Raw genomic sequence first — 23,783 nt, 5'->3', positions numbered from 1 at the left:
CATGAGACATTTCGCCAACCCCCTCCCTTTTCAGGCATGACTCCCGACCGGTCCTTCGTCCTCGCCATCACCACGGGTGAACCGGCAGGCGTCGGGCCGGAGTTGACGGTGCAGGCGCTCGTGAAGTGCCTGTCCACCGCGCAAGAGACTGCTGGCCCCGCCGTCGATACCCCGCTTTCCCGTTGCCAGTTCGCTGTGCTCGGCGATGCCTCGTTGCTCGCCGCGCGCGCACAGGCCGTAGGGTTGGGCGACGCGTGGCAGGGGCTGTTGGCAAGCACGCGAGTCCGCGTCGTGCACCATCCGCTTGCGGTTGCGGCGCAGCCGGGGCAACTCGACGCCGCCAACGGCCGCTACGTGCTGGCGTTGCTCGACGATGCCATCGACGGCGCCTTAGCGGGCACCTACGATGCCATCGTCACGGCCCCCCTGCAAAAAAGCACGATCAACGACTGCGGCGTGGCCTTCACCGGACACACCGAGTATCTCGCCGAGCGCACCGGCACGCCCCGTGTCGTCATGATGCTCGCTGGCGGCGGGTTGCGTGTGGCGCTGGCAACGACTCACCTGCCGCTCGCGCAGGTTCCCGGCGCCATTCGTCGCGACGATTTGTTGCAAACACTCGTCATCCTCAATCACGATCTGATGCGTCACTTCGGTCTGACGCGTCCGCGCATTCTCGTGACCGGGCTTAACCCGCACGCAGGTGAGTCGGGCTACCTTGGACGCGAGGAGATCGACGTCATTACCCCTGCGCTCGACGATGCCCGCGCTGCCGGCATCGATGCCCGTGGCCCGTATCCTGCCGACACGCTGTTCCAGCCGAGGCATCTGGAAGGGGCCGACGCGGTTCTTGCGATGTACCACGATCAAGGGTTGCCCGTGCTCAAGTACGCGAGCTTCGGCGCGGGGGTGAACATCACGCTTGGCCTGCCCATCATTCGCACGTCGGTCGATCACGGTACCGCGCTCGATCTCGCAGGCACGGGGCAAGCCGAGAGCGGTAGCTTGCTCGAAGCCTTGCGCACGGCGGCTATCATGGCGGCCAACGCCGCAACACACGCACCATCGACGGCCGGCACGACCGGCGGTCCGGACGCCGCACAACCGCGTTCATAAGGAATTTCACATGAGTAGCGCATCGAAGCGCACGGGCGTCCAACAGGGCCACGTGGCGCGCAAACGTTTTGGTCAGAATTTTCTCGTCGACATGGGCGTGATCGACGCGATCGTGAGTGCCATCTCCCCGCGCGCCGACGACTTGATGGTCGAGATCGGGCCGGGGCTGGGCGCCCTGACGACGCCGCTTACCGAGTGGCTGACACATCTGCACGTCGTCGAACTCGACCGCGATCTGGTTGGCCGTCTCTCGCGAAAGTTCGGTGAGCGCGTGAGCGTGCATGCGGGCGACGCGCTCGATTTCGATTTCGGATCGCTCGTCCCGGAAGACCGCCGTGACGAAGCCCCGCTGCGCATTGTCGGCAACTTGCCGTACAACATCTCGAGCCCGTTGCTCTTTCACCTGATGCGTTACGCAACGCTCGTGCGCGATCAGCACTTCATGCTCCAGAACGAAGTGGTCGAACGTATGGTGGCGCCCGCCGGGTCGAGCAACTACAGCCGGCTCTCCGTCATGCTTCAGTATCGCTACTGGATGGACAAGGTGCTCGACGTGCCGCCCGACGCCTTCAATCCGCCGCCGAAGGTCGATTCGGCCGTCGTGCGGATGATTCCGCGTGCGGTGGCCGATCTGCCGCAGGTCGATCTGGACGTGTTCGAAGCGGTCGTCGCGCAGGCATTCTCACAGCGCCGAAAGATGCTGCGCAACACGCTGCACAGCTATCGCGACCGGGTCGATTTCGACGCACTCGGGTTCGATCTCACCCGCCGCGCCGAGGATGTCCCGGTCGATGAGTACGTGAGCCTTTCGCGCGCGATCAGCGGCGCCGGTTCACAAGGCTGATCCCGGCGAATACAAGGACGACGGCGCACCCAAAGCGCCATCCGACCGATTCGCCGAGAATCAGCACGCCAAACGTCACGCCGAAGAGCGGGCTCAGGAACGAGAACGACGCGAGGCGGGCGGCGCTGTAGTGCGTGAGCATCCAGAACCAGATCAGATAGCTCGCAAAAGCCACGCCGACGGACTGATAGGCGAGGCTGACCCACGCCGTGGTCGTCATCGGGGCGATATGGACGTTCCCTGTCGCCAGCGCCAGCGCGCAAAGCATCACGGCCGAGACGGCGAGCTGATAGAGCAGCGTCTTCGACGGTGCTGCCGTCGCCAGGCGCGACGCCCGCACGACCACCGTCGTCAATCCCCAGAGCAACCCCGCCGCGATGCCGAGCAGGTCGCCGGGCCAGGTCGTCGCAAGGTCTGAGCCGCTGCCGTCGGAGAACGCCACCACGATGCCGCAGAAGGCGGCGGCCATGCCGAGCCATTGCATCGGCCGCAGACGCTCGCTTGGCACCGTCCAGTGCAAGCCGATGGCGGTGAAGCAAGGGGCCGAGTAGACGAAGACGGCCATGCGCGAGGCGGTCGTATGCGTCAGGCCGACGAAGATGCAAAGGAATTCCAGCGAAAAAAGTACACCGGCGAGAATGCCTGCGGGCAACGTGCCGTCGCCCGTCACCAGCTTCTGACGGCGCCACAGCATCCATCCGCCCACGAGCACTGTCGCAATCAGGGAGCGCAAGCCCGCTTGCAGCACGACGGGCACGACAGGCGCGGCCAGTTTGACGGCAACCTGCTGGCCACCCCATATCGCACACAAGACCAGCATGATGGCGAGCGCTGTGGCATCGATCGGGTGTGCCGTGGTTTTCATGGAATTGTTTAGGATAGCGATGTATTGTGCGTGCAGTACGCAATGCCGCCCATTGTCACCGATACCGCGGCTGCACGCCGCATTCTGGTGCGGGCAACATGGGTAATTCGATAGGTATTGTTTCGTCGTTCGGCACAATGTCTCCCCATTTTAAGGGTTTATTGCGCGTCGCCGTGCCGATACAATGCTCCGCGCGGACGATTGCGTCCGCCTCTGCTTGCCCTGTCGTCATTCATCGCCGCATCTCGTATGTACAAGAAAGGCTCTGCCGTCGAACTTCAGTTTTCCCCGTCGCGACTCAATGATCTGGCTGGCGATCCGTACTGGATCGACCTCAGCCGCGACGAAGCGCAAGCGTTGCTTGCTGCCCTGCAATCGCATTTGAGCCGTCCGACGAGCGACGCCTGTGGCACAGAATCGCCGCTGGTATTCACGTTGCAAGATCCGGCGGCCGCCCGACAGGCCGAGAGCCCCCGGGGCGATGACGTCGTGTCGGCGTCGAGCGATGAACGGGGCACGGCGTCACGGCAATGGGTTTGCGTGATCTGCGGCTGGATTTACGACGAAGCGCAGGGCTATCCCGAAGATGGCATCGCGCCGGGAACCCGCTGGGAAGATGTGCCGCAAGACTGGCGTTGCCCGCTGTGCGACGTCGGTAAGGAAGATTTCGCGATGGTGGAGTTCTGAGGTTTCGACAGCCTCGTGCCGGTTCGCTGGACCGAAAACGGCGCCACGCGGCGCCCTCTGCGGCGCCGCCGAGGCTTGCCGAAAATCACAGCACGTAGTTCGGGCTAGTGTCCAGATAGTCTTCCAGATGCAGCAGTACCTGCCCTTCGCGCAGCAGCAGCACGCCGTATTGCGGGTTCTCGTTCTTTCCCACGATGTTTAGCGATGGGGCTTGCAGTTGCAGCGCGACATGGTGGTTGGTGCTGCGCAGCGTGGAGTAGGGCATGCCTCGGAAGGTGCCGAAGATCGGGCGGTGGATGTGGCCGAAGAAGCAATGGGCGATACGCGACTCGAAGCCGTCGATGGCGGCCTCGAACGGACCGGTGTCGCGCAGGGAGATGTCGTCCATGCTCGTAATGCCGATCGGGAAGAACGGGTGGTGCATGAACAGCAGCACGGGCTTGTCCGCGTCCTTCAGCGCGGCCCTGAGCCACTGCGCGCGCTGCTCGCAAAACACGCCCCAGTGCACGCCCGGCTCGTTAGTGTCCAGGAAGAGGGCGGTGTGCCGCTCCAGCGGGACGGCGTATTGCACGAACCCGTTGGCATCGCGCGGGATGTGCGGGAAGTGGCGCACGAAGTTGGTGCGGCTGTCGTGGTTGCCGAGGATGGGGTAGACCGGCATGGGCAGCGCCGCGAGGCATTCGCGCAAATGCTCGTAGGCGTTGTCGTGCCCGTAGTGGGTCAGATCCCCGGTGATGAAGACGGCACGAGCATCGGCATGGTGGACGTTGATGTGCTCCACGGCCTGCTGCAGGCGCAGCTTGGGATCAAGCCCGTACAGCGCGCCGGCGTCCTTGACGAGGTGCGTGTCGGTCAGGTGGATGTATTTGTCGAAGCGGGTCATGTCAGCAGGTTCTCCGGGCGGGATCAGTCGAGGAGCTTTTGCACGTCGGCGGCCATGGCCTTGAGCGCGTCCGCAGGCGTGGCGGAGCGGTCGAACACCGTCTGCGTGTGGTTGTCGATCACATCGGTGATCTTCAGGCCGTTTTCGCCAGGGAAGGCATACCAGCCGGTCAACAAGGGAATCTGCCTGACGGCGGTGTACTGATTGGGGTTCTGGTCGTAGTAGCCCTTCAGGCGGGCCGGGTCGTTGATGGGCAGGGTGTTGGCGGGGAAGTAGCCGGTGTTCTTCGTCATGATGGTGGCGCCTTCGGGCCCGGTGGCGAATTTAATGAACTCCCACGCGGCTTTCTGGCGTTCGGGATCACGCGTGAACATCATGGCGACGTTGCCGCCTGCGGGTACGCGGCCGTTCTGGGCGGGCACAGGGAACAGGCCGGTCGCCAGCTTGAAGCGGTTGCCGATCAGCTTTTCGATCTGACTCAGGCGCGATGTGGACGTGACCAGCACTGCCAGGCGGCCCGAGACGAACATCTGCGAAGCCTCCTTGTAGCTGATGTTGTCCATGGTGCCGCCCTGCGCCATGCGCCCCATCAGCGCCATCGCGCGCTGACCGGTGGCATCGTCGAACGCCACCTTCTTTTCCGACGCGTCCAGTATCTTGCCGCCCATCGAGTACACCAGCGATTGCCACAGCCAGTTGCCGGAGATGCGCCAGTCGAAGTACAGGCCGCTGGTGCCGGCAGTGGCTTTGCGCGATGCGTCCGACACGCGCAGGATGTCGTCCCAGGTCTTGGGCAACTGCGCCGCGGTCGTCCCGGCTTTGCCCAGCAAGTCCATGTTGTAGTAGACGATGGGCGTGGACAGTGCGAACCCGATGCCGGCCTGCTTACCCTGGATCTGCCCGAGTGCCAGCAGGGAGGCGCTGTAGCCGCTTTGCTCCCAGTGCTTCTCCTGCCGGATGAAGGGCGTCAGATCGACGGCGATGCCGCGATCCACGAAGATGCGCTGCCGGTTCAATCCCTGGAACGAGACATCCGCCAACTGCTTGGTGACCGCGTGGCGCAGCGCCTGCTGGGCAGCCACTTCGTATTCAGGCGTGGGAGAGCGGAACTTGACCGTGTAGTCGGGGAACTTCTCGGAGAACTTCCGGGCGATGGCATGCTGCGTGTCGTTGAACAGCTCCGGGTACGGATAGTCCACGATCAGCTCGACCTTGGCGGCATGAGCCACGCTCAGCAGGGACAGCGCGCCGAGGATGGCGGCGGCGAATTTCAGTTTCATCATCAACTCCTTCAAGCTTTGACGCCCGCAAAAGTGACGCCTTCGATAAAGCGCTTTTGCGCGAACAGGAAAAACACAACCAGCGGAATCGTGATCATCACGGTGCCCGCCATCAGGGGGCCGTAGTCGCTGCCGGCATCCTCGTTGGCGAAGAACATGGCCCCCAGCGGCGGCGTGGCCAGGTCCTGGGTACTGATAACCAGCAGCGGCCAGAAATAGTCGTTCCAGTGCCACACGACCGAAAAGATGGAGAAGGCCACGACCGACGGCATGCACGCGGGCAGGACCACGCGCCACACCAGCTCGAACTCGCCCATGCCGTCGAGCCGCGCGGCGTGGATCAGGTCGTCGGGGACACCCTTGATGGCCTGACGGAACATGAAGATGCCGAAGGCTGATGCGACGAACGGAATGATCAGTGCCGCGCGGCTGTCCAGCAGCCCCAGGTGGTACAGGAAGACGTACAGCGGGATTGCCGTTGCCTGGAACGGCACCATCAACGACAGCATCACCAGCCCCCAGGCGAGGCGGCTGCCGCGAAAGCGCAGCTTGGCAAAGCAGTAGGCGGCGGGGAAAGCCAGCACGATTTGCGCGGCCAGTATGCCAAGGCACACCACCACGCCGTTGAACAGGTAGCGCAGCAGCGGCACGCGGGTGAGCGCGGCGCGGTAGTTCTCCCAGGCGGCCCAGTCATGCGGCAATAGCCGCAAGCCGGCATCGAAAATCTCGCTGGCGGGCTTGAGCGAGATGGATACCATCCACACGAAGGGCAGCAGGTACAGCAGGGCCAGCGTCATCAGCAAGGCATGACGCACGCAGCGGCCTGCCAGCGAGGGGGCGAGAGGGGAGCGCATCAGTAGTGGGTCCTTTTTTCCATGCCCCTGTGCTGCACCAGGGTGAGCAGGAAGATGCAGGCCACGAAGACCACCGTCATGGCGGAGGCGTAGCCCATCCTGAAAAAGCCGAAGCCTTCGGCATAGATGCTGTGCAGCAGCACATCGGTGGCCTTGTTGGGGCCGCCCTGTGTGAGCACGTGCACGGTGTCGAACACTTGCAGCGCGCGAATGGCGCACACCGTGACGACGAACAGCATCGTTGGACCGAGCAGCGGCAGCAGCAGCCGGAACAGGCGGTCCACCGGATTCGACATGCCGTCGAGCAAGGCGGCGTGGCGCAGCTCCGGCGGAATGGCCTTGAGGCCTGCAAGGAACATCACCATGGCCAGGCCCGACATCTGCCAGATGCCGATCGCCGCCAGCGTGGGCAGCGCCAGGTCGTAGTCCCGCAGCCAGTTGTACGGCCCGAGGCCCGCTAAGCCGAGCAATCGGTTGAGCAGGCCCAGCGTGGGGTGCAGCATGAACTGCCAGACCACGGCCATGCCGATCAGCGTGGAAGCCACGGGCAGGAACAGGGCGGTGCGGTAGAAGCCGCGCAGGCTGGTGTGGGCTTCGATCAGCAAGGCGCTGAGCAGGCCGATGGCGATGGCGCCGAGCGATACCCAGACGAGGTAGTAGACCGTGTTGCGGAACGCCTTGCGAAAGCCCGGGTCATCCCACAGCTCACGGTAGTTATGCAGGCCGATCCAGTCGAAGTGGCTGGCGCCGAACTGCCAGTCGGTCAGCGACATCACGGCCACGATGCCCATGGGGGCGAGCAGTAGCAAGGCGGTCAGCGCCAGACTGGGCAGCAGCATCAGGGAGGTTTGCAGGCGGGGCACTGACATGCTCATGCCTCCACGCGGCGGCCTTGCGCGTCGAAGAAAACGGCCTGCGACGGGGGAATATATAGCGTCGTCGCATCGCCCTCGCGCACGGGCTGCATCGCGTCAGCCACCACCGTGATTTCTTCCTCGCTTGCCGTGCGCGCGGCCACGACTTTCTCGCTGCCCGCGTACTCCACCGATTGCACGCGTACCTTCACGGGCCACGCCCCGCTGGCGGCGTGCCACAGGAACTGGTGCGGGCGCACGCCCACCTCCACGGCCGGAGCGGGCGTGGCTTGGGCGGTACCCTCCGGCAGCGATCTCAGCGACAAGATATTGATCCGTGGCGATCCGACGAAACGGGCCACCTCCTTGCTGACCGGGCGCTGGAACAGCGCCTCCGGGGTGTCGAGTTGCAGGATGCGTCCGTTCTTCATGACCGCTACGCGATCGGACATGGACATCGCCTCGTGCTGGTCGTGCGTGACGTACACGAAGGTCACCCCCAGTTGGCGGTGCAGCGCACGGATTTCGCCGCGCAGCGACTGGCGGAGGTTGGCATCGAGGTTGGACAGCGGTTCGTCGAACAGGAACAGCGAAGGACTGCGCACCATCGCGCGCGCCAGCGCGACGCGCTGGCGCTGACCGCCCGAGAGTTGTGCGGGCTTGCGCTCCCAGAGGTGGTCGATGCCCAGGGTCTGGGCCACTTTGCGTCCGCTTTGCTCCACCTGCGTATGTGTGCGGCGCACGGCGGGGCTAGCGTGCCGTACGAGCGGCAGCCGCTGCCAGAACGAGAGCTGACGCATCAACAGCGGCGTGCAGATGTTGGCGCCCACGGTCATGTGCGGATACAACGCGTACGACTGGAACACCATCGCGCAGTCGCGCTCGGATGGCGTTTGCGCCAGGATGCTCTGATGGTTGCGCCGGATGTCGCCACTGTCGGGCAGATCCAGCCCGGCCAGAAGCCGCAGCAGCGTGGACTTGCCGCACCCGGAAGCCCCCAGCAGCGTCAGGAATTCGCCATTGCGGATATGCAGATCCAGCCCGTCCAGAACCGTTGCGTCGCCGTAGCGTTTGGTGATGCCTTGGATGTCGATGTGTGGCATGGCGGTCAGCAGCCCAGCAGCCGGGCCAGTTGTGTGAAGGACTCGAAGCGCAGCGCCGCAGGTGACAACTCGTTCAGGTGCCGGTGATAGCCGCACAGGTGCGCGGCGAAGGGCACGCCCGCCGCGTGCGCGCATTGTGCGTCGATGCACGAATCGCCCACGAACAGTGTCTCGCCTGGTGAGGTCGAGAGTTGCGCCAGGCAGGCGTGCAGCGGTTGCGGGTGGGGCTTGGGGTGCGCTGTGTCTCCCAGACAGATCAGCGCGTCGACGGCGGCGTCCAGGCCGTGGTGCCGTAGCAGCCGCAGGGCGCTGGCGCGATCGCGATTGGTGCAGATGCCGATACGTGCGCCAGCCGCCTGCACTTGTGTCAGCAGCTCCGGCACGCCGGGGTACAGCGACGCGTCGAGCAAAAAGTCGTTCAGATAGCGGGCTAGCAGCTGCGCGTGTTCACGCGCCTGTTGCTCGGTGGAGATCGCCGCTTGTGCCATCGCCAGCGCGAACATGGGGGCGATGCCCGCGCTTAGTTCCTGCTTCAGCCGTCGCAGGTCGAGGGGTTGGCCGGGTAGGTGGGCATGCAGTGTGGCAACGAGGCTGGGCCAGCTGTCAATCAGCGTGCCATCCAGGTCGAAAATGGCGGCCTTGTAGGGGATTTCGAATTTCATGATCGAAAATGTACGAATAGATCATGAAATTTATGTGACAACGATCATTTTCGATCTTCATTTGATCGATCATGGTTTTTGAATCACAATAGCACCCACCGAGCGAGGGCCGAATGATCAAAGCTGAACGACACCAACGAATCCTGGCGCGCATGCAAGAGGCGGCATCTGTCACTGTGAAAGATCTGGCCAAGGCCTTTGCCACGTCGCCCATCACCATCCGACGCGACCTGATCGAGTTGGGCGAGCGCGGCCTGCTTGAGCGCACCCACGGCGGTGCGATTGCGACTCATGAGGTTTTCGCCGAAGGCTCGGCGCGCTACGAGATGTACAACTACGGTGAGCGCAACCATCAGCAGTCACAGGAAAAGGCCGCCATCGCCGAATGCGCCGCGCAGTTCGTCAGCGATGGCGACAACATTCTGATCAACGCCGGCACGACCGCACAGGCGTTGGCGCAGGCGCTGCGCGGGCACCAGGACCTGCACGTCATCACCAACGGTCTGACCGTGGCCAGCACTTTGGGCCAGGGCGTGCGGACCAGTGTGTATGTCCTGGCCGGGCGGCTGGACGAGCGTAAGCAGGCCACCATCGAGCACCCTGGCGTAGAGGGCTTTTCACACCTCCAGGTGCGCGAGGCGTTCCTTGGTGTGCATGCAATATCGACTGAAGGTATCTACATGCGCGATTCGGAGGACGCCAATATGAACCGCGCATTCATGGATGCCGCCCGACAGGTGACCGTGTTGGCCGACCACACAAAATTTCAGGCGTTCGCCAGCTTCCTGATTGGTGGCTGGACACGGGTTCATCGTCTAGTCACCGACGAACTGGCCGATCAGGAAGTCCTGCAAGCCATTCGTGAACAAGGGGTAGATGTGGTCGTCGTCGAGGGGCTCTAAATCCAACTGTTAATGCTGTTTTTGTATCAGTTCGATCTTGTAGCCATCCGGATCTTCCACGAAGGCGATGATCGTGGTGCCGCCCTTGACCGGCCCGGCTTCACGGCTGATTTTCCCGCCGGCCGCGCGAATCTTGTCGCAGGCTTGATAGGCGTCATCGACTTCGACGGCCAGATGGCCGAACGCGGTGCCGATTTCGTACTTTTCCACGCCCCAGTTGTAGGTCAGTTCGAGCACGGTGTTCTCCGACTCGGCGCCGTAGCCGACGAACGCCAGCGTGTACTTGTACTCAGGGTTCTCGCTCTGACGCAGCAGTTGCATGCCGAGCACGCGCGTGTAGAAATCGATCGAGCGCTGCAGGTCGCCGACGCGCAGCATGGTATGGAGCATTCGCATGGTGTGATTAACGTGTGGGGACAACGAGACCTCGATTGTACCCGCGTCCATGAAAATGAGCCGTGTTCATGTGGCGTTGAGAAATTCTGATAATCAGAATCGGTGTTCGCTCAGAATTCCGGCAGCCACTCGGGAGCGTGCGACTTGAGGGTATCGCGCGCCGCCTCGAATTCCGGAAAGATCGACGCCACGGCCTGCCAGAAACGAGGCCCGTGGTTCATTTCCTTCAAGTGCGCCAACTCGTGCGCGACGACGTAATCGATCACGCCGAGCGGGAAATGGATCAGGCGCCAGTTCAGGCGAATGCGCCCGTCGGCACTGCAACTGCCCCAGCGAGTCGATGCCGACGACAGCCCCAACGCCGAATAGCGCACACCAAGCCGCTCGCCGTAGACTTCCAGCCGTGTCGTGAAGAGCTTGCGCGCTTCCTGTTGCAGCCAGCCCTGCACGCGGTCGCGCATTTGTTCCGGCGCGGCCTGTGGCGGCAGTTCGAGCCACAGCGTGTGTGTATGAATGTCGTATTGCGCGGCGCCCGCTCGTTCGCCAAGCCGCACGGTCAGCGTGTGGCCGAGGTACGGCAGCGTGGCGCCGTCGATCCAGGTCACGCGTGGCACCACACGACGTGCAGCGCGCTCGCGAAACTCGGTGATCTTGTTGAAGATCCAGCGCTTCTTCTCGACGATGGCGGCTTCCACATCGGCAAGCGTGACCCAGCGCGGGGCGGTCACGGCGAGCCCCGATTCGTCGATCATGAACCCGATGGTCCGGCGCGAGGAGCGCTTGAAGCGGTAATAGATCGCATGGCCGTCGAGCACGATCACGCGTTCGCCGTTGGCGGGTGTCCGGCGCGGGCCGGTGGTGCTGCCCGGCGGGGCGGCTTGCAGCGTGTTCGTGTCTGCCACCGATGGGCTTAATGCCGCGGACGGGCCGGGGGCATCGGTGGCCACGCCATTGGCTTCGGCGGCGGGGTTGCCGAACAGATCGAGTTCCATCTGGGGAGCAGGTGTCTCATGCCGGGAGCGGATGTCGCGGGTAGCGGGTTGGACTTTCGACATGAGACGGTCTCGGCGTGCGGGTCAGGTCCGGGGTGAGGCGTCGGGCTTGTCGGCCGAGGGGGACGCGTTCGCTCTCGGCTTCGATGTGTAGGCGTCCGGGTCGATGCGCACCATTTCGCGTTCGATCCATTCGGCCACGTCGGCGTTGACGGCTTCGGGTGTGCGGCCCGCCGTTTCAATGACCGGCCCGATCGATACGATCACTTCGCCCGGGTACTTCTTGAACGAGTTGCGCGGCCAGACACGTCCGGCATTGTGCGCGATGGGCACGACGGGCGCGCCGGTCGTTGCTGCGAGCCGGGCGCCGCCCGACTTGTACTTGTTGCGCGAACCGGTCTTCGTACGCGTGCCTTCCGGGAACATGATGATCCACGAACCCTCCGCCAGACGCTCGCGGCCTTGTGCGACGACCGACTGAAAGGCGTCGGTGCCCTTGCTGCGGTTGATGTGAATCATGCTGAGCAGACCCAGCGCCCAGCCGAAGAACGGTACGTAGAGCAGCTCGCGCTTGAATACGTAGCACAGCGGGCGAGGCATGAGCGCGGGCAGTGCGACCGTCTCCCAGGCCGACTGATGTTTCGACAGGATGATCGCGGGGCGGTCGGGCAGGTTCTCCCAGCCAATGACCCGGTAACGCATCCCGCACAGCTTGTCGCCCACGCGAATCACGACTTTGCACCAGCCCGCCGCGAACCAGTAACGCTGCACGCGCGACAGGAACGGAAAGGACACGATGCACGCGATGGCGTACGGAATCGTCCAGACGATCAGGAAGATGAAGAAGAGAATCGAACGAAATTGCAGCATCGGGTTTTGGCCTGGGGTGGGGTGCCGGAGCGATTGTCCTACGCGTTTTGACGCGTGTCCTGGGTCATGTGGCGGGCGAGCGCCACTTATGCGCTCTTGGCGTTCTCTTCGGCGAGCAGGTCGTTCACGAAGGCTTGCAGGCTGTCGTGCACCCGTGTGCCTTCGGGCAGATTGCCGGCGGCGAGCGTTTTCTTGCCCTTGCCGGTGAGCACCAGATGCGGTTTCGCGCCCACTGCGGCGGCGGCCTGCAAATCGCGCAGCGAGTCGCCCACGGCCGGCACGCCGGTCAGATCCGTCTCGTAGCGCCGCGCGATTTCCTGGAACATGCCGGGCTTCGGCTTGCGGCAGTCGCAGGCGTCGGCGGCGGTGTGCGGACAGAAGAACACCGCGTCGATGCGCCCGCCAGCGGCAGCCGCCAGCTTCGACATCTTCGCGTGCATGGCGCCGAGCGTTGCCATGTCGAACAGCCCGCGCCCCACGCCCGACTGGTTCGTCGCCACTACGACCCGGTACCCCGCCTGATTCAGACGGCCGATCGCCTCGAGACTGCCGGGCAGCGGCACCCACTCGTCCTTTGACTTGATGAACTGGTCCGAGTCGGCGTTGATGACGCCGTCACGGTCGAGAATCACGAGCTTGCGGGCGGCGGGGCCGGGGGTACGATCTTTGCGCGAATCCATGGCGAACGGGCTTCCGGGACGTTAAGCCGCAGTTATGCGGCGAGCTTCGAGAGATCGGCCACGCGGTTCATCTGCACATGCAGGTGCCAGAGCAGCGCGAGGCGGTTGTTGCGCAGCGCCTCGTCGTCGGCCATCACCATTACGTCGTTGAAGAACGCGTCGACCGCATCGCGCAATTCGGCCAGCGCCGAGAGGGCCTGCGCGTACTCGCGTGCCGCGAACTTCTGTTCCACGACCGGGGCGACTTTCTCGAGCGCGGCGGCGAGCGACTTCTCGGCCGGTTCCATCAACAACGACGGCACGATCACGCCATCGGGCGGCGGCGCCGTCTTCTTGAGGATGTTACCGATGCGCTTGTTCGCGGCGGCGAGCGCTTCGGCCTGGGGCAGTGCCGAGAAGGCGCGCACGGCTTCCAGGCGCTCGATCAGATCGCTCAGATCCAGATGCATCGACGGCGACACCAGCACTGCCTCGATCTCGTTGGCGGCGTAGCCACGCTCGCGCAGATAGCCACGCAGACGATCGAGCACGAACTGATAGACCTCGCGCAGATACTCGGGGCCGGCCACGCCCGACGTGAACTGCTTGTAGGTCACGTCCAGCAGGTCGGACAGCATGACGGGCAGACGGCGCTCGATGAGCATACGCACGATGCCCAGCGCATGGCGGCGCAGCGCGAACGGGTCTTTCTCACCGGTCGGTTGCAGGCCGATACCCCAGATGCCGACGAGCGTTTCGAGCTTGTCGGCCAGCGCTACGACGATGCCGGTGTGGCTGGCGGGCAGGGCGTCGCCGGCGAAGCGCGGCTGATAGTGCTCAGAGCACGCACGGGCGACCTCGTCGGCTTCGCCGTCGTGACGCGCGTAGTACGTGCCCATGGTGCCCTGCAGTTCCGGGAACTCGCCCACCATGTCGGTCAGCAAATCGGCCTTGGCCAGCAGCGCGCCGCGTTCGGCCAGCGCCACGTCGGCACCGATCATCTGCGCAATGGCGCCGGCCAGCTTCACCAGACGCTGCGTACGCTCGAACTGCGAGCCCAGCTTGTTGTGATAGACGACGTTCGCGAGTAGCGGCACGCGATCGGCGAGCGGCTTCTTCTTGTCTTGCTCGAAGAAGAACTTCGCATCTGCGAGACGCGGGCGCACCACACGCTCGTTACCCGTGATGATCTGCTCGGGGTGGGCGGTCTCGATATTGGAGACGATCAGGAAGCGGTTCGTCAGGCGGCCGCCCTCGGCGAGCGGCTTGTCGGTCAGTGCGAAGTACTTCTGGTTCGTCTGCATCGTGAGAATCAGACATTCCTGCGGCACAGCCAGGAATTCCTTCTCGAAGTGGCAGGCGTAGACCGCGGGCCATTCGACAAGTGCGGTCACTTCATCGAGCAGCGCGTCGGGCATCACTACGTGGTCGTTGCCTGCGGCCGCAAGCAGTTGCGTGCGAATCGCGTCGCGGCGGCCCGTGAAGCTGGCCAGCACCTTGCCTTCGGTTGCCAGCACATCAGCGTAGGTGTCGGCACTGGCGATGGTGACTTCACCCTTCGACAGGAAGCGATGCCCCAGCGTCTTGTTGCCCGAGGACAGGCCGATGGCGGTGGCAGGCACGAGCGTGTCGCCGTGCAGGGCGAGGAGGCCATGCACCGGGCGCACGAACTGCACCGTCTCGCCATCCGGGCGCTGGTAGCTCATGACCTTCGGAATCGGCAGCTTGCCGAGCGTTTCGTCGAGCGCGGCCTGCAATGCGTCGGCCAGTCGGGCGCCCGCTGCGGTGTAGGTGTGGAAGAACGCTTCGGCCTTGCCGTCCATCGCGCGCTCGAGGCTGGCGACCGGCAGGTCGGCAAAGCCCATGGCGGCGAGTTTCTTCGCCAGCGGCGCGGTGGGGTTGCCGTTGGCGTCGAGGGCGACGGACACCGGCAGCACCTTGGCGCGGATGCTCGCGTCCGGGGCGCGCTCGAGCACGTTCGAAATCGTGACGGCCAGACGGCGCGGCGTGGCGTATGGCGTGACTGCGCTGGCGTCGGTGGTCAGGCCACGCGTGCGCAGGCCATTGGCAATGCCGTCGGCGAACGCGTCGCCCAGACGCGCCAGTGCCTTCGGCGGCAGTTCTTCGGTCAGCAGTTCGACCAGCAGGGTGCGTTGTGCGGTGCTCATCATGCGGCTTGCGTTTGGTTTTTGGCGGCGGGGGCGTTCAGCATCGGGAAGCCGAGCTTCTCGCGCGAAGCGTAGTAGGCCTGTGCGATCAGGCGCGACAGCGCACGGATACGGCCGATATACGCTGCACGTTCGGTCACCGAGATGGCGCCGCGCGCGTCGAGCAGGTTGAAGGTGTGCGCCGCCTTGAGAATCATCTCGTAGGCCGGCAACGCCAGTTCGGCTTCGATGAGGCGCTTGGCCTCGCTCTCGTAGTTGTCGAAGAAGCCGAACAACATCGGCTGGTTCGACTGCTCGAAGTTGTACGTCGACTGTTCGACTTCGTTCTGATGGAACACGTCGCCGTAGGTCAGGCGGCGCTTGACCGGGCCGTCAGCCGTCTGTTCTTCCCATTCCGTCCACACGAGGTCGTAGACGTTCTCGACCTGTTGCAGATACATGGCCAGACGTTCGATACCGTAGGTAATTTCGCCGAGCACCGGCTTGCAATCCAGACCGCCCACTTGCTGGAAGTAGGTGAACTGCGTCACTTCCATGCCGTTGAGCCACACTTCCCAGCCCAGACCCCAGGCGCCGAGTGTGGGGTTTTCCCAGTCGTCTTCCACGAAGCGCACGTCGTTTTCGGTCAGATCGAGACCAAGCGCGCGCAGTGAACCCAGGTACAGGTCGAGAATGTTCTCCGGTGCCGGCTTGAGCACCACCTGATACTGGTAGTAATGCTGCATGCGGTTCGGATTCTCACCGTAACGGCCATCCTTGGGACGGCGTGACGGCTGCACATAGGCGGCGCGCCACGGCTCCGGGCCGATCGCGCGCAGGAACGTGGCAGTGTGCGAGGTACCGGCGCCGACCTCCATGTCGTAAGGCTGGAGCAACGCACAGCCTTGCTTGTCCCAGTAATCCTGCAATGTCAGGATGACTTGTTGAAAGGTAAGCATGATGAATTCGCGCGGACGAACAGGAAAAAATGCGGATTTTGCGCAGTTCACTGGCCCGGCCGCGAGCGCGGCCAGCAAACTAAAACGTTGAATTTTAGCGGGTATTCGACCCGAATGGGGCGTCAGTGCCCATTGGGTGGTGCGACAGGGGGATTTTCACGTCCCCCTGCGTCATTTCGATAGCGCCGGCGCGGCTCAGCGCGAGCGGCGTGTCATTGCCAGACCGAGGCCCAGCGCGACGAGTGCGAGCACCAGTGCAGGGCCGTTGCCGAAGCGAATATACGGCGTGAGGCCGGTGTAAGGCTGGACCTTGCCCGTGAGCGCACCCGTCGTCATCACAGGCAGGCGCCCCTGCACATGACCTCGGGCATCGATGATCGCCGTCGTGCCGGTGTTCGTCGCACGCAGCATCGGCCGCCCCGTCTCCAGCGTGCGCATGCGCGCGATCTGCAAGTGCTGGTCGAGGGCGATGGTGTCGCCGAACCACGCAAGGTTCGTTGCGTTGGCGAGCACCGTGGCAGGCTCGGGCATGTTGCGCAGTGCCTGTGCGATTTCCTCGCCGAACAAGTCCTCGTAGCAGATGTCGAGCGCCACGCGCTGATCGCGAATCGGGAAGCCGCCCGGTGTGGCCGTGCCTCGCAGGAAGTCGCCAAGGGGAATGTGCATCATGTCGACGAACCAGCGAAAGCCCCAAGGGACGAATTCGCCGAAAGGTACGAGGTGATGCTTGTCGTAGCGATGCAGCGTCGCGTCGCGCGGCGTCACGCCGAACAGGCTGTTGGTCAGATCCGTCGGCCCCCGGTCGGTGAGGGTCGCGCCTACGGCACCGAGCACGACATGCGAGCCGGTGCGATCGGCAAACTCCCGGATCGGTCCGGCCACGTCGGGCGGAATGCCTTGGAGCAGCACGGGGAATGCCGTCTCCGGCGTGATGATGAGATCGGCCGGTGCGGCCACGATCATGTCCCGATACAGCGCCATGGCGTGGTCGATCCCGGCGCGCTCGAACTTCATGTCCTGCGCGATATTGCCTTGCAGTAGTCGCACGGTGAGTGGTTTGCCCGAGGGCGTCGTCCAGGCGTGGCGGGCGAGCGCGCCGCCCACGCCGAGCAGCGCCAGCGTGCAGACCACGGCGGCCAGACGCCGCATGGGCAGTATTGGCCGCCCCGGCACGGCGACGGGCAGCAACGCGCAGGCGAGCCATGCCGCCGCCAGCGCCGCGAGGCCGCCAATGCCGTAGACCCCGACGAGCGGCGCGAAGCCTGCCAGTGGCCCGTCGACATGGGCGTAGCCGGGAGACAGCCACGGGAAGCCGGTGAACACGGTGCCGCGCAACCATTCCGCGAGCGTCCAGGCCCCTGCGAACGCCAGCGCACGCCATGGGCCGGTAGCTGTGACCCAACGAGTGACGAACGTCGCCAACGCAGGGTAGAGCGCGAGGTAGATCGAGAACAGCACGACCGCCGCACCGGCCATGACGCCGGGCATGCCGCCGTAGGTGTGCATGCTGATGTAAAGCCACCAGATGCCCGATACGAACGACGCGACACCGAAGCAACCGCCGAGCCAGAAGGCATCGCGCCGCGAGGCGCTGCGCTCGACGAGCGCGAAGAGTCCCGCCATGGCGAGCAGTTGCAGCCACCAGACGTCGCGCGGTGCGAAGGCCAGCGTTTGCGCAATACCGGCCAGGCCGGCGAGCACACGGGCACGCCAGGCCGGCCACGTGCGCCGCTCGGGCGCGTGGACGGTCATTTCCTGCATGGATCGATGGATGGGTTACTCGGGCTGAACGGCAGGTGCCGGCTCCACGCGCCGCAACAGCAGCATGTGGACCTGACGGCCGTCGGCGCGCATGACTTCGAACACGAGATTGCCGATGCGCATACGCTCACCGCGGCGCGGCACACGGCCGAACTGGTGCGTGATCATACCGCCGATCGTGTCGTTCTCGTCATCGTGGAACTGCGTGCCGAAGGCTTCGTTGAACTGCTCGATCTCGGTCAGCGCACGAATGCGATACGTCCCGTCGGGCGCGGCGATGATGTTGTCTTCTTCTTCATCGAAGTCGTATTCGTCCTCGATGTCGCCGACGATTTGTTCGAGCACGTCTTCAATGGTGATGAGACCTGCCACGCCGCCGTATTCGTCCACGACGATGGCGATGTGATTGCGATTGACGCGGAAGTCGTGCAGCAGCACGTTCAGACGCTTCGACTCCGGAATGAACACGGCCGGGCGCAGCATGTCGCGCACGTCGAAATCGTGATTCGCGTAGTAACGCAGCAGATCCTTCGCGAGCAGAATGCCGATGATGTTGTCGCGATTTCCCTCGAAGACGGGATAGCGCGAGTGAGCCTGTTCCAGCACGAACGGGACGAAGGCTTCAGGCGTCTGTTCGATGTTGATGGCGTCCATTTGCGCGCGCGGCACCATGATGTCGCGTGCACACAGATCGGCCACCTGGAATACGCCCTCGATCATCGCCAGAGAGTCGGCGTCCATCAGGTTACGGGCGTGGGCGTCTTGCAGAATTTCAAGCAACTCTGCGCGCGACTCCGGCTCCGGGGAGATCAGATCGGTGAGGCGTTCGAGCAAAGAGCGAGGTTTATCAGGGTTTTTTCGACCAGGTCGACTGGGATAAGGGTCGTTCATGACGGCGCGTCCAAGTTGGGCGGACGCCGAGCTGTTACAGGAAGCTCAAGGATACACCAGATGTGCGGCATCTCCGCGACAGGGCCGCAGCGTTTCGTCATTCGGTGTTTGCTGCCGCGCGATGCTGCGGATTTCAGGCCATACCGGGCGTTCCCGCGCATTTCAGCGTGCACTGCAGCGGTGCAATATGGCTTCCAGCGCCGGGTCGGGCATACCGGCTTCGCGCAGCGCCTTGACCGTGCGGGTGACGTAATCCCGTGTCGTGCCGTAGCGTCCCTGCGCATGATCGAAGACCTTGCGGATGATGTCGTCGGGCAGGCGGCCCGCGTAGCTCTTCACGTCGCGTCGCATGACGAACGCGAGGGCGGGGGCGGTGCGGCCATCGGCGAGTACGCAGTTGAGCCATGCCGGACGATACGAGCCCATCGCCATCTCGCGATACCAGAGCGTTTCGAGTTCGGTTCGCGCCTTGGCGGCCGAGAGTCGCAGCGCCACGCCCGCACACGAACCGCCTCGATCGAGCGCGAGCACGAGCCCCGGTTGTTCCGGGGTGCCGCGATTGACGCGCGACCACAGATACAGCCCCCGATGGTAGCCGTACACGCGGGCGCGCTGGCTCTCCTCGACGGGCAGACCGGGGTTCCAGATGAGCGAGCCGTACGCGAAGATCCACAGATCCTGATGACCATCCCAGCCGGTTAGCGCCGCGTCGAGCGACGACGAGAGTTCGTCCGGCGTCAGGTGACGGCCCAATCCGATGTCTGGGGGGTACGTGGTGCATCCCGGCCCGCTCGACACGCTGGCCGGTGGCGTCTCGGAGTCGGTCGGGCGATCGGGCATGCGGTCCATACGATGTGGGGTCAGGCGCGGCGCGGCTTGGCCGGCATCCTGATGTTGGCTGAGGTGGCGGGGGCAGACTTTTCCGACGCATAGGGATCGGCGTAACCGAGACCGGTGAGGATCTCCGTCTCCAGACCTTCCATTTCCTGCGCTTCGTCGTCCGCTTCGTGGTCGTAACCTTGCGCGTGGAGCACACCGTGCACGATCAGGTGCGCGTAGTGCGCTTCGAGCGAAATACCTTGCTCGTTCGCCTCGCGCTCGACAACCGGGCAGCACAGCACGATGTCGCCGGTCACCGGATCGCTTTCGTCTTGCGCGTAGGCAAACGTGAGCACGTTGGTGGCGTAATCCTTGCCGCGATAGCCGCGATTGAGCGTCTGGCTTTCTTCGGCGCCGACGAAGCGCAGCGTCAGTTCGGCGTCGGCCAGCAGCGCAGCCTGCACCCAGCGGCGCACGGCGGTGCGCGAGAGCAGCGCCTTGTGCGCGGCGAACGCCGGGCCGGCCACGAACTGACTGGTCAACGTGAGCGCATGGCGTGGCGAACGTGGAGCCCGCTCGCTCATGCCTTGCCTCGCGGCCCGTGGCCGTCGCGCCGTTCGCGCTCTGTCGATTCCGGCAGATCCAGCCCGGCTTCGGCATGCTGCGTATGGGCGTCGTACGCTTCGACGATGCGTGCGACCAGCGGGTGACGTACCACGTCCACGCTGGTGAAGCGGGTCATGGCGATGCCGCGAACGTTTTTCAGGATCAGTTGCGCTTCCGTCAGGCCACTCTTCTGACCGCGCGGCAGGTCGACCTGCGTGGTGTCGCCGGTCACGACGGCCTTGCTGCCGAAACCGATACGCGTGAGGAACATCTTCATCTGTTCGGGCGTGGTGTTCTGCGCCTCGTCCAGAATGATGAACGCGTGATTGAGCGTTCGGCCGCGCATATACGCGAGCGGCGCGATTTCGATCATCTGCTTCTCGAAATACTTCTGCGTCTTGTCGAAGCCGAGCAGGTCGTAAAGCGCGTCGTAGAGCGGGCGCAGGTACGGATCGACCTTCTGTGCGAGATCGCCGGGCAGGAAGCCCAGACGCTCGCCCGCTTCCACGGCCGGACGCGTGAGCACGATGCGCTTGACGGCGTCGCGCTCGAGCGCGTCGACGGCGCACGCCACGGCCAGATAGGTCTTGCCGGTACCGGCCGGGCCGATGCCGAACGCGACGTCGTGCGAGAGGATCTGCTTGAGGTAATCGCGCTGCGCCGGGGTGCGGCCGTGCAGGTCGCTGCGGCGCGTGTGCAGCACGGGCGAGCCGTCTTCGGTCTCGCCAGCGGCAAACGGGTTGTCGTCGCCGTGACGCACGGTCGGCACGAGGCCCTGACGCGATTCCACCAGCCCCAACTGAATGTCGTCGACGGACAACGGTTCGGTGGCGCGGTTGTAGAAGCTCTCGAGAGCCTGGGTGGCGATCACGGCGCTCTTGCCGCGAACGGAGAAGCGATGGCCGCGCCGGGAAATCGAGACGTCGAGCGCCTGTTCGATCTGGCGCAGGTTCTCGTCTAACGGGCCGCAAAGGTTGGCCAAACGGCGATTGTCGTCGCGCGGGGCGGTGAATTCTTGGGCGGGTGCTTTCAAGATCCGGTCGGGTGCCTGTTCAGGTCGTTCGATGGAGTCGCCGGGGGCAGGCTCGGGGATGCGGTGTGTGCGCCAGGGACTGCCGGGTCCGTTCATATTCGCAAATTTCGTTCAGTGCGTGGTGACCAGTTCGCCACGCAACGAATGCGGGTAGGCGAACGTGATCACGACATCGGTCATCTGGCCGATCAGGCTGGCGCGTTGCGCCTCGGGCACGGGGAAGTTCACCACGCGGTTGTTCTCCGTGCGGCCTTGCAACTCGTTAGGGTCCTTGCGCGAGACGCCTTCGACGAGAATGCGCTGACGCGAGCCGACCATGCTCTGGCTGATGCGCGCGGCGTTTTCCTCGATCACGGCCTGCAAGTGTTGCAGACGGCGCAGCTTGACTTCGCGCGGCGTGTCGTCCGGCAGGTTGGCGGCCGGTGTGCCAGGGCGGGGGCTGTAGATGAACGAGAAGCTCGTGTCGTAACCGATCTCGTGAATCATCGCCATCAGCTTGTCGAAATCCTCTTGCGTCTCGCCGGGGAAGCCGACGATGAAGTCCGACGACATCGACATGTCGGGGCGAACCTGACGCAGACGGCGGATGATCGACTTGTATTCCAGTACGGTATAGCCCCGCTTCATCGCGGAGAGCACGCGGTCGGCGCCGTGCTGCACGGGCAGGTGCAAGTGGCTCACCAGCTTGGGCACCTTGGCGTAGGTATCGATCAGGCGCTGCGTGAATTCCTTCGGGTGGCTGGTCGTGTAGCGGATACGCTCGATGCCCGGCACTTCGGCCACATATTCGATGAGCAACGCGAAGTCGGCGATTTCGCCGTCGGCCATCAGGCCGCGATAGGCGTTCACGTTCTGGCCCAGCAGCGTGATTTCACGCACGCCTTGCTCGGCCAGACCGGCGATCTCGGTCAGCACGTCTTCAAACGGGCGCGACACTTCGTCGCCACGTGTGTAGGGCACGACACAGTAGCTGCAATATTTCGAGCAGCCTTCCATGATCGAGACGAACGCGGTCGCGCCCTCGACCTTGGCCGGCGGCAGGTGGTCGAACTTCTCGATTTCCGGGAACGAGATGTCGACCTGCGAGCGGCCGGTGTTGCGGCGCGCTTCGAGCATCTGGGGCAGACGGTGCAGCGTTTGCGGGCCGAACACCACGTCCACATACGGGGCGCGCTGCACGATGGCGGCGCCCTCCTGACTGGCGACGCAGCCGCCCACGCCGATCACCAGATCCGGCTTGATTTCCTTGAGCGCGCGCATGCGGCCCAGATCCGAGAACACCTTTTCCTGCGCCTTTTCGCGCACGGAGCAAGTGTTGAACAGGATGACGTCGGCGTCTTCGGGGGAATCGGTCTTTTCGAGACCTTCGGCGGCGCCGAGCACGTCCGCCATCTTGTCGGAGTCGTACTCGTTCATCTGACAGCCGAACGTCTTGATGTAAATCTTCTTTGCCATTGAGTGTGCGCCGTTCGCAGTGGTTAACCTGGGGGCGTCCGTATTGGATGTTTCAGGGGTTCAGTCTTGCCGGGCCGCGAGAAAAATGCGGTGCTCCAAACGCAAAAGCCGGCGTGGCCGGCCTGTCCGGACCTCCTTGGCGGGGCCGGTGTGTGGTGCACGCATTATACCGCGTGCACCGTGGGGGAGAGCGGCGAGACTAGTGGTTGTCCTTCATCGCGGCAGCGACTGCGCGGATGTTGTGCTGGAACAACTGGAGGTAGGTCGTGGCTTCCGGGTTCTGCGACAGGGCGTCGGAGTAGAGTTTGCCGTCGACCTTCACCTTGGCGTCTTTGGCGATACGCTGGACCAGACGCGGATTGGAGATGTTCTCCATGAAGACCGCCTTGATGCCCGTGCGGCGGATCACGCGGATCAGGTTCGCCACATCCTTGGCGCTGGCTTCGCTTTCCGTCGACACCCCCTCCGGGGCGAGGAACTTGATGCCGAAACGCTGGCCGAGATAGCCGAAGGCGTCATGTGAGGTCAGCACCACGCGGCGCGCGGGTGGAATCGGCGCGAGTTGCTTGTTCGCCCAGGTGATGAGGTCGTCGAGCGCGCCCTGATAGTTTTTGGCACGTTCCGCATAGTAGGTGCTGCCCGCCGGATCGGCTTGCGACAGGGCGGTCGCGATATTGACGGCCATCGCCTTCACGCGCTCGGGGTCCTGGAACATGTGCGGATCGGTCACGGTCTTGCCTTCGTCGACCATGGTGCGGGGCTTGAGGCCCTTCGTGACGGTGACGAGCGTGCCGGGATAATGGCTCGACTTCATCAGGCGGGGCAGCCAGCCCTCGAAGCCCAGGCCATTCACGAAGAAGAGTTTGGTGCCGGAGATCTTGGCGACGTCGGCCGGGGTCGGCTCATAGACGTGCGTGTCCTGATCGGGGCCGACGAGTGTGGTGACGTCGACCCGGTCGCCGCCGACCACCTTCACGATGTCGGCCAGAATGCTGAAGCTAGCGCCCACGGGCAGGCGCGTGTCCTGCGCGCGTGCCGGACCGGCAAGCGCCAGCATCAGGGCGAACACTGTGGCGAGAAGCCCTGCACCAAGCCACGATTTGCCACCCGACGTGTTGCTGCCCCACTTACCCAATCCGAACATG

At 64.2% G+C, this 23,783-nt stretch carries 24 protein-coding genes; 4 read left to right on the top strand and 20 right to left on the bottom strand.

The genetic code is table 11. The features are described from left to right. Nucleotides 1-36: 36 nt before the first annotated feature. Together pdxA and rsmA are read left to right on the top strand one after the other, a co-directional pair. Nucleotides 37-1,116 (top strand): 4-hydroxythreonine-4-phosphate dehydrogenase PdxA, encoded by a 1,080-nt coding sequence (gene pdxA / locus C266_RS24675; RefSeq protein WP_010804001.1) that lies wholly within the window; start codon nt 37-39, stop codon nt 1,114-1,116. A gap of 10 nt (nt 1,117-1,126) precedes the next feature. After that, a complete protein-coding gene (gene rsmA / locus C266_RS24670; protein ID WP_010804002.1) occupies nt 1,127-1,960 on the top strand; it encodes a 16S rRNA (adenine(1518)-N(6)/adenine(1519)-N(6))-dimethyltransferase RsmA in 834 nt (277 codons plus the stop codon). On the opposite strand, the gene C266_RS24665 is transcribed toward rsmA, so the two are convergent. After that, nucleotides 1,935-2,825 carry a DMT family transporter gene (locus C266_RS24665; protein WP_010804003.1) on the bottom strand — a complete coding sequence of 297 codons (891 nt, stop codon included), beginning with the start codon at nt 2,823-2,825 and terminating at the stop codon, nt 1,935-1,937. The two genes, rsmA and C266_RS24665, sit on opposite strands and share 26 nt — an antisense overlap. Nucleotides 2,826-3,074: 249 nt before the next feature. Here C266_RS24665 and C266_RS28310 point away from each other — a divergent pair, with 249 nt between their 5' ends. After that, nucleotides 3,075-3,512, top strand: coding sequence for a rubredoxin (locus C266_RS28310; RefSeq protein ID WP_010804004.1), 438 nt, complete (start codon nt 3,075-3,077; stop codon nt 3,510-3,512). Nucleotides 3,513-3,597: 85 nt separating this feature from the next. On the opposite strand, the gene C266_RS24655 is transcribed toward C266_RS28310, so the two are convergent. From C266_RS24655 to C266_RS24630, 6 genes are read right to left on the bottom strand one after another with little or no spacing between them, the layout of a single operon-like run. Next, nucleotides 3,598-4,395, bottom strand: coding sequence for a phosphodiesterase (locus tag C266_RS24655; RefSeq protein WP_010804005.1), 798 nt, complete (start codon nt 4,393-4,395; stop codon nt 3,598-3,600). Between the two features lie 23 nt (nt 4,396-4,418). Then, nucleotides 4,419-5,678 (bottom strand): ABC transporter substrate-binding protein, encoded by a 1,260-nt coding sequence (locus C266_RS24650; RefSeq protein WP_036664516.1) that lies wholly within the window; start codon nt 5,676-5,678, stop codon nt 4,419-4,421. Between the two features lie 8 nt (nt 5,679-5,686). Then, complete coding sequence (locus tag C266_RS24645) at nt 5,687-6,529, bottom strand: carbohydrate ABC transporter permease (RefSeq protein WP_010804007.1); 843 nt, start codon at nt 6,527-6,529, stop codon at nt 5,687-5,689. Beyond that, complete coding sequence (locus C266_RS24640; RefSeq protein WP_036664335.1) at nt 6,529-7,398, bottom strand: carbohydrate ABC transporter permease; 870 nt, start codon at nt 7,396-7,398, stop codon at nt 6,529-6,531. Before C266_RS24640 ends, C266_RS24645 begins: the two co-directional genes overlap by 1 nt. Nucleotides 7,399-7,400: 2 nt before the next feature. After that, entirely contained in the window at nt 7,401-8,486 is a 1,086-nt protein-coding gene (locus C266_RS24635; protein WP_010804009.1) for an ABC transporter ATP-binding protein, read from the bottom strand. A 5-nt stretch (nt 8,487-8,491) separates the two neighbouring features. Next, nucleotides 8,492-9,148, bottom strand: a complete 657-nt coding sequence (locus tag C266_RS24630; RefSeq protein ID WP_010804010.1) for an HAD family hydrolase — start codon at nt 9,146-9,148, stop codon at nt 8,492-8,494. Nucleotides 9,149-9,261: 113 nt separating this feature from the next. Between C266_RS24630 and C266_RS24625 the strand changes: the two genes are divergently transcribed. Further along, nucleotides 9,262-10,050: a DeoR/GlpR family DNA-binding transcription regulator gene (locus tag C266_RS24625; RefSeq protein WP_036664333.1), complete on the top strand. Its 789-nt coding sequence runs from the start codon at nt 9,262-9,264 to the stop codon at nt 10,048-10,050. Between the two features lie 9 nt (nt 10,051-10,059). Here the strand turns inward: C266_RS24625 and gloA are convergent, their stop codons facing one another. The 13 genes from gloA to C266_RS24560 all read right to left on the bottom strand — a co-directional run bounded on the left by gloA (nt 10,060) and on the right by C266_RS24560 (nt 23,782). Continuing rightward, nucleotides 10,060-10,446 (bottom strand): lactoylglutathione lyase, encoded by a 387-nt coding sequence (gloA, locus tag C266_RS24620; RefSeq protein ID WP_010804012.1) that lies wholly within the window; start codon nt 10,444-10,446, stop codon nt 10,060-10,062. Between the two features lie 110 nt (nt 10,447-10,556). Next, nucleotides 10,557-11,438, bottom strand: a complete 882-nt coding sequence (locus C266_RS24615) for a M48 family metallopeptidase (RefSeq protein ID WP_010804013.1) — start codon at nt 11,436-11,438, stop codon at nt 10,557-10,559. Between the two features lie 84 nt (nt 11,439-11,522). Beyond that, on the bottom strand, nt 11,523-12,308 hold the full coding sequence (locus tag C266_RS24610) for a 1-acyl-sn-glycerol-3-phosphate acyltransferase (RefSeq protein ID WP_010804014.1): 786 nt from the start codon (nt 12,306-12,308) through the stop codon (nt 11,523-11,525). Nucleotides 12,309-12,394: 86 nt separating this feature from the next. Continuing rightward, nucleotides 12,395-12,988 carry a D-glycero-beta-D-manno-heptose 1,7-bisphosphate 7-phosphatase gene (gene gmhB, locus C266_RS24605; protein WP_010804015.1) on the bottom strand — a complete coding sequence of 198 codons (594 nt, stop codon included), beginning with the start codon at nt 12,986-12,988 and terminating at the stop codon, nt 12,395-12,397. A gap of 32 nt (nt 12,989-13,020) precedes the next feature. Beyond that, nucleotides 13,021-15,138, bottom strand: a complete 2,118-nt coding sequence (gene glyS / locus C266_RS24600) for a glycine--tRNA ligase subunit beta (protein WP_036664331.1) — start codon at nt 15,136-15,138, stop codon at nt 13,021-13,023. Then, nucleotides 15,135-16,073 carry a glycine--tRNA ligase subunit alpha gene (gene glyQ / locus C266_RS24595; protein WP_010804017.1) on the bottom strand — a complete coding sequence of 313 codons (939 nt, stop codon included), beginning with the start codon at nt 16,071-16,073 and terminating at the stop codon, nt 15,135-15,137. The genes glyS and glyQ overlap by 4 nt, the downstream gene beginning before the upstream one ends. Before the next feature lie 195 nt (nt 16,074-16,268). After that, nucleotides 16,269-17,825, bottom strand: coding sequence for an apolipoprotein N-acyltransferase (gene lnt / locus C266_RS24590; protein ID WP_051126565.1), 1,557 nt, complete (start codon nt 17,823-17,825; stop codon nt 16,269-16,271). Between the two features lie 24 nt (nt 17,826-17,849). Continuing rightward, nucleotides 17,850-18,725, bottom strand: coding sequence for an HlyC/CorC family transporter (locus tag C266_RS24585; RefSeq protein ID WP_036664329.1), 876 nt, complete (start codon nt 18,723-18,725; stop codon nt 17,850-17,852). Nucleotides 18,726-18,887: 162 nt separating this feature from the next. Continuing rightward, nucleotides 18,888-19,565, bottom strand: a complete 678-nt coding sequence (locus tag C266_RS24580; RefSeq protein WP_370855832.1) for a gamma-glutamylcyclotransferase — start codon at nt 19,563-19,565, stop codon at nt 18,888-18,890. 20 nt (nt 19,566-19,585) lie between these two features. Beyond that, nucleotides 19,586-20,128 (bottom strand): rRNA maturation RNase YbeY, encoded by a 543-nt coding sequence (ybeY, locus tag C266_RS24575; RefSeq protein WP_010804021.1) that lies wholly within the window; start codon nt 20,126-20,128, stop codon nt 19,586-19,588. Next, nucleotides 20,125-21,183: a PhoH family protein gene (locus C266_RS24570; protein WP_144265921.1), complete on the bottom strand. Its 1,059-nt coding sequence runs from the start codon at nt 21,181-21,183 to the stop codon at nt 20,125-20,127. The genes ybeY and C266_RS24570 overlap by 4 nt, the downstream gene beginning before the upstream one ends. 111 nt (nt 21,184-21,294) lie before the next feature. Then, nucleotides 21,295-22,638 (bottom strand): tRNA (N6-isopentenyl adenosine(37)-C2)-methylthiotransferase MiaB, encoded by a 1,344-nt coding sequence (gene miaB / locus C266_RS24565; RefSeq protein WP_010804023.1) that lies wholly within the window; start codon nt 22,636-22,638, stop codon nt 21,295-21,297. A gap of 199 nt (nt 22,639-22,837) precedes the next feature. Beyond that, complete coding sequence (locus tag C266_RS24560; RefSeq protein WP_010804024.1) at nt 22,838-23,782, bottom strand: metal ABC transporter substrate-binding protein; 945 nt, start codon at nt 23,780-23,782, stop codon at nt 22,838-22,840. Nucleotide 23,783 lies beyond the last annotated feature (1 nt).

It is taken from the genome of Pandoraea sp. SD6-2, assembly GCF_000389825.1.
Taxonomy (GTDB): Bacteria; Pseudomonadota; Gammaproteobacteria; order Burkholderiales; family Burkholderiaceae; genus Pandoraea; species Pandoraea communis.
Note: the sequence above shows the minus strand (reverse complement) of the source record. Positions and strands in the feature narration are given on the sequence as shown.